Source organism: Mycobacterium sp. (genome assembly GCF_035653355.1).
In the GTDB taxonomy this organism is placed as follows: Bacteria; Actinomycetota; Actinomycetes; order Mycobacteriales; family Mycobacteriaceae; genus Mycobacterium.
On record NZ_DASRBZ010000145.1, the window covers coordinates 1 to 5,838 of the forward strand.

Sequence of the window (5,838 nt, forward strand, 5' to 3'; positions counted from 1 at the left end):
GATCAAGGCGTGAGTGCGCCGACTGTGGAGCCAATGCACGCGTTTTCGTGATTTGCGTACGACGACGGCACGCTCGGCCAGAGGCGTTGGTTTAGCTGCAGGAATGCTGTCAATACCTATGTTCATCCGTGCCGGCGAACCGATTGCCGGGGATGGAGGTGGCCTCATGCGCAAACCGACTCGGGGTGGGGTGTCCGCGACGGGCATCACACTGGTCATGGTCACGGCCACGACGTTGGCGAATGGCACCGCGGCCGTTTCGGCTGCTCCGTCGAGCGATGGGACCAGGCTTCCGCTCGCGAGCATTCTGCGAACGTGCGATTGGAGCATGATCAACGGCGTGACGGCGTCACAGGCGGCTTTCGCGACGGCCGATGCCACGATACGTACGGGGGGATCGAACACCGTCGTCGCGGACATCCATGTGGTGAACACCTACGCGCCCGGCACCCACTACGACGTCGGGCTGATCGAGCTACCCCGGCCGTCGTCGTCGACGTGTGGTCCCGGCGATCCGGGTACGACGTTCGGTGGGCTGGACACCGACGCGGGCGGACGCGGTGCCACCACCCTGCAGGCCAGCATTCGGCCGGGCGCGACGGGCGTGGGGGTGGTTGTCCAGCGACCAAACCCCTATTCCCAAGCCCCGGCCGAGTTCTACACCTCCGACTCCGTCGCGCCGATTTAGGCCAATCGGAAGGCACCGGGCTGCCGTGGTTTTGCCTCGCAGCGCTGTTGGGTTCACTGGCGCTCGCGTGCCATAGCTCCACAGCCGTCGGCGTGAAGCGATTCGCGGTCGCCGCCGGTGGGTAGCCCCAAAAGGACCGCATCCGCTAAGTGAATGGAGATAGGGCGTGCGCGCTGAAGAAGGCGACGAATCTGTGAAAGAGCTTGCCGACGAAGCTGGTGAGGCGAAGAAGGAGCTCAGGGAGTCCACCACGACGGGAAAGAAGGTGCAGGAAAGGTCGGACGATTCCGACTGAGTTCACCTTTCGCGCCCTGTTGTGTTGGAAAGCCCGTCCTGCTTGCTATTTGACGCTCTACGCGCTGCCAGTGCCAGCTTGAAGGCCGAAACGATCTGTCTTGCAGCAATATTCGGTGCACTAGTGGCCGGATGCAGTGCCTCCTCGCAAACCGCTCCCTCGCACACCGTCGCGCAACCACCCAAGCCGGTCAACTACGTCGCCATGGGTGACTCCGCCGCTGCAGCCCCCGGCGTGCCGGACCCCGCGCCGCCGCCGGGCTGCCAGAAGTCGACGAACGACTACCCGTCTGTGCTGGCCCGGCGCATTTCGCCGGCAAGGTTTATCGACGTCACATGCAGCGGCGCAACGACCGACAACATCACCACCCAGGCGCAGCTGACGGCTGACGGGCCGGTGCCGCCGCAGATCGACGCGGTCACTGCGGACACCACGTTGATCACGATCACGATCGGCGGCAACGACATCGGGTTGGCCGCCGACGCGTCGCAGTGCTGGGCCGCCTCGTTCGATGCGCCGCCGTGCGCCGACAAGTTCGTGACCGGCGGTGTGGACAGCATCTCCGCCGCGATCACCGCACATGTGCCGGTGTGGGCGGCGATGATCGACGACGTCCGCGCCAAAGCACCGGGCGCTCGGATCATGCTGGTGGGCTACCTGACGTATATCCGGCCAGGTGGATGCTTTCCCGACGAGCCCGTCGTTCCCAAAGACGCCGACTACTTCCAGTCGAAGGTCAACGAACTCGACGACCGGCAAAGGCAACTGGCAGCCGACAAGCACATCGACTTCTTCGATACCCGGCCGCTGTCGGTAGACCATGACATGTGCGCTCCCCCGAACCAGCGCTACGTCGAGGGATTCGTGGCCGTCAATCCTGCTGCCCCGCTGCACCCCAACGCCATGGGCGCCGCTGCCGTGGGCAACGCGCTTGCCGACTACCTCGGTTAGCGGCGCGAGCGTGCACAGTTGCACATAGTTTCGCGGCGTGTCGTGTACAGACACGCCCGCTCGCGACCGGGCGCGACCTAAATCGGGATCAGCGCATGCTTGCGCTGCACGTGCTGAACTTGCTTGTCGCGCAGCAGGTGCAGCGCTTTGCGCAGCAGCAGCCGGGTCTGATGCGGCTCGATGACCGCGTCGATGAACCCACGCTCGGCGGCGATCCACGGCGTCGCCATGTTGAGGTTGTAGTTCTCGATGAAGCTCTGCCGAATCGCCTGCGCCTCAGGGGCATTCGGGTCGGGGAAACGCTTCATCAGCAGCTGGGCGGCGCCTTCCGCGCCGATTACCGCGATCCGGGCAGTCGGCCAAGCGAAGTTGAGGTCAGCAGTAAGCTGCTTGGATCCCATCACCGCGTACGCGCCGCCGTAAGACTTGCGCACAGTGATCGTCACCTTCGGCACATCAGCTTCCACCGTCGCGTACAGGAATCGGCCGCCGCGCTTGATGATTCCGCGCTTCTCCTGCTCCGCACCGGGCAGGAAGCCCGGGGTGTCGACGACGAAGATCAGCGGCAGGTTCATCGTGTCGCAGAACCGGATGAACCGCGCCGCCTTGTCCGAGGCCTCGTTGTCGATCGACCCGCCGAGCTCCATCGGCTGGTTGGCGACCACGCCGACCGGCCGGCCGTCTACCCGGGCGAAACCGGTGATGATCGCCGGCCCGGCTTGCGCGGCGACGTCGAGGAAGTCGCCGTCGTCGAAGAGCCGCAACAGGATCTCGTGCATGTCGTATGCCGTGTTGTCGTTGTCCGGCACGATCGAGTCAAGCTCGAGGTCGTGCGGGGTGATCTCCGGCTCCAGGCCGGGATTGACGATCGGCGGCTCGTCGAAGCAGTTGGACGGCAGGAACGACAAGAAGTCGCGCACGTACTGAAACGCCGCGGCTTCCGAGTCGACGACCTGGTGGATATTGCCGTAGCGAGCCTGGGCATCGGCGCCGCCGAGCTCGTCGAGGGTGACGTCCTCGCCGGTGACCTCCTTGATCACATCGGGGCCGGTGACGAACATATAGCCCTGGTCGCGCACTGCGACGATCAGGTCGTCCTCGATAGGCGAATAGACCGCTCCCCCGGCACATTTGCCGAAGATGAGCGAGATCTGCGGAACCATGCCGGTGAGCCGTTCGTGGCGGGCGCCCAACTCGGCGTACCACGCCAGCGAGGTGACCGCGTCCTGAATGCGAGCACCGCCGGAGTCGTTGATGCCGATGATTGGGCAGGCCACCTTCGCGCACCACTCCATGAGGTGGGCCACCTTGCGGCCGAACATTTCTCCGACCGTGCCGCCGAACACCGTCTGGTCGTGGGAGAACACCCCGACCGGGCGGCCGTTGATGGTGCCGTGCCCGGTGACGACGCCGTCGCCGAACAACGCGCTGGGGTCGCCCGGAGTACGACACAGCGCCCCGGTCTCCAGGAAGCTGCCCGGGTCGAGCAGCGCGTGGATGCGCGCCCGAGCACTCGGGATGCCCTTCTTGTCGCGTTTGGCGGCGGCCTTCTCCCCACCGGGTTCCTTGGCTAGTTCCAGCTTTTCGCGGAGTTCGGCCAGTAACTCGGCGGTGGTCTTCGTGCTCACTTGCGGGCCCTCTGCTCGGCTTCGATCCTGTTGAGCGCCTCGGTCATGTGCGCTCCCACTTTCGCGATGTACGGCTCGTCGATGGCCTGGATGTGTTCGCCGCCGATGTGCACGATCTCCAGATCAGACACGAACTCACCCCAGCCGCCGTCCGGTTTCCGGATGCCATAGCGCGGCTCGAACATGATCGCGTCGTCGTGGTAGCGGTCAGCCATGTACAAGGTGACGTGGCCGTCGTACGGCTGGATCTGCACGGTGTCCAGCGCCCGGTTGTCCAGGTACGACGTGCGCTGATGTTCGATGATCCCGCCCGGGATCTGCACGCCGCTGGCCTTGACCGCATCCAGGACGAACTTCACCTGGCCCTCGTCGTCGAGCTGCTCCAGCTGCTCATACGGGATCTCGGGGATGGTCACGTTGAAGTTCCGTTCGGCGAAGCGGGCGTAGCGATCCCAGCGCTTGCGGATTTCCTCCTTGGTCTGCGGGATCTCCTCACCCGGGCGCACGGTGTCGATCAGCCCGACGAACGGCACGTCGCAACCAAGGCGCTTGAGCCCGACCGCGCAGGCGTAGGCCAGCGCCCCGCCCAGCGACCAGCCCGCCAAAACAAACGGCCCGTCGCCCTGCATCTGAATCAGCTTGGGCACGTAGCGCATCGCGCGTTCTTCGATCGATCCCTCGACTCGCTCGAAGCCGTACATCGGGGTGTCCGACGGCAGCCGGTTGAGCAGCGGCTCGTAGACCACGCTCGACCCGCCGGCCGGGTGGAACACGAACACCGGAATCTTGGATGAACCTTCCGGCCGTGCCCGCAGCGTGCGGACGAACCCGTCGACCTGCCCGGCCTCCAGGTATTCGCGCACCTTCTCGGCCAGCGCCTCGATGGTGTCGGCGGATTTGACGTCCTCGGCGGTGATCGGCCCGTCGGCCCGCTCGGCGAGCCGCTGCGCCATCTTTTCGGCGGCAGCGTCATCGAGCTTGGGCAGCGGGTTGAAGATGCCGCCCGGCGACTTGCCGGTGACGATCGCCCACGTCGCGAACGTCACGCGCTCGGCGGCGTCGCGCGGCGGCACATCTGAACCGAGCACCTCCGCGACGGCCTGCTGGTTCAGCGCTGACACGTCCGCCGTCCGCGCAGGGCCTGCGGGCTGATCCGACGGCGGCGGTGGCGGCACATCAGAAGCCGCCGGCTCTGATGCCGGCTCAGATTGAGTTGCAGGCGGCGCTTGCGGATCCGGCGCCGGCGCCGCAGCGGTGGTCGGCGTTGCGCCGCTGAGCAGACGCGCCTGTTCCTCGGCGATCTCCTCGGCGCTCTTCGTCCTCTGGTACTCGTGCAGCTGCTGCACCTCGTCGCGGTGCTCGACCGCGTACTCGATCAGCTTCTCGACGTTGTAGAGGTTGGCGTCCCGCACCGCCTGCAGCTGAATCGGCGGCAGGTCGAAGTCGTACTCGACGCGGTTCTTGATCCGCACGGCCATCAGCGAGTCCAGGCCCAGCTCGATCAGCGGCGCCTCCGACGGCAGGTCTTCGGGCTCGTAGCCCATCGCCGCCGACACGATGGTGGCCAGCCGGTCGTGGATCGTCTCACCGGAATCCGGCGACCACTTCGTGAAGCCGGCCGGCATGTTGCGCAAAGTCAGGCTGTCCTGCAGGGTTTCGGCCTCGGGCTCTTCCTCTGCATGGGCCGCCGGCGCAGTCACCGTCGGCGCGATGGCCGAGCCGGCCCCGACCGCCGTCGGCAACACCGCGGCTTGACCGCTACGGCTGACCAGTGCGTCGTAGACCAGGGTGAACGACTCGTCGATGCGGGCATGCACTTGCACCGAGGCCCCACCGGGATGGCGGGTCAGCGTCGTCACCAATCGTGCGCCCGCGCCGGGCACCGCCCGCTGCTCGGAAGCGACTAACTGAGCGTCCGGAATCACTTGGGCCGCAGCAGCTCTCACCAACACGGCCAGATCCGTCTCACCGCGCGGCGCGTACTCCCACACGTGGCGACCGTCGGGCAGCCCGACATGGGTGCCCGGCATGATCACCGAGCCGTCACCGGAGAAGTGTGCGTCGAGCCAGTGCTCCTTGCGCTTGAACCGGGTCGGCGGAATGTTGGCGTAGTCCTCCGGGCCCTGGGCAGGCGTGAACAGGGTGCGCATGTCGAGGTCGTGGCCGTGCACATAGAGCTGCGCCATCGCCTGCGTCATCGAGTCGACCTCGTCCTGCTTGCGGGCCAGGGTCGGAATCAGTTGCGCGTCAGGCAAGCCCGCCGCCGCGGTGGTCAA

Annotated in this window: 5 protein-coding genes; 3 read left to right on the top strand and 2 right to left on the bottom strand. The window is 66.2% G+C overall.

The window, feature by feature from the left end; translation table 11 throughout:
• The first annotated feature begins 166 nt into the window (after positions 1-166).
• The 3 genes from VFA16_RS04635 to VFA16_RS04645 all read left to right on the top strand — a co-directional run bounded on the left by VFA16_RS04635 (position 167) and on the right by VFA16_RS04645 (position 1,934).
• Positions 167-688, top strand: a complete 522-nt coding sequence (locus tag VFA16_RS04635; RefSeq protein ID WP_324966681.1) for a hypothetical protein — start codon at positions 167-169, stop codon at positions 686-688.
• A 166-nt stretch (positions 689-854) separates the two neighbouring features.
• The gene (locus tag VFA16_RS04640; RefSeq protein WP_324966682.1) at positions 855-983 is read left to right on the top strand and encodes a hypothetical protein; all 129 of its coding nucleotides are present in this window, start codon (positions 855-857) and stop codon (positions 981-983) included.
• Positions 984-1,106: 123 nt separating this feature from the next.
• Complete coding sequence (locus tag VFA16_RS04645; protein ID WP_324966683.1) at positions 1,107-1,934, top strand: SGNH/GDSL hydrolase family protein; 828 nt, start codon at positions 1,107-1,109, stop codon at positions 1,932-1,934.
• Positions 1,935-2,011: 77 nt separating this feature from the next.
• Here VFA16_RS04645 and VFA16_RS04650 read toward each other — a convergent pair whose 3' ends face one another.
• Entirely contained in the window at positions 2,012-3,562 is a 1,551-nt protein-coding gene (locus tag VFA16_RS04650; protein WP_324966684.1) for an acyl-CoA carboxylase subunit beta, read from the bottom strand.
• On the bottom strand, positions 3,559-5,838 hold a 2,280-nt coding region (locus VFA16_RS04655; protein WP_324966685.1), incomplete at its 5' end, for a thioesterase domain-containing protein. The genes VFA16_RS04655 and VFA16_RS04650, both read right to left, overlap by 4 nt.

Excerpts from the sequence above, each read along its gene's own strand:
- VFA16_RS04635 (WP_324966681.1), top strand. The coding sequence starts at position 167 with ATGCGCAAACCGACTCGGGGTGGGGTGTCCGCGACGGGCATCACACTG.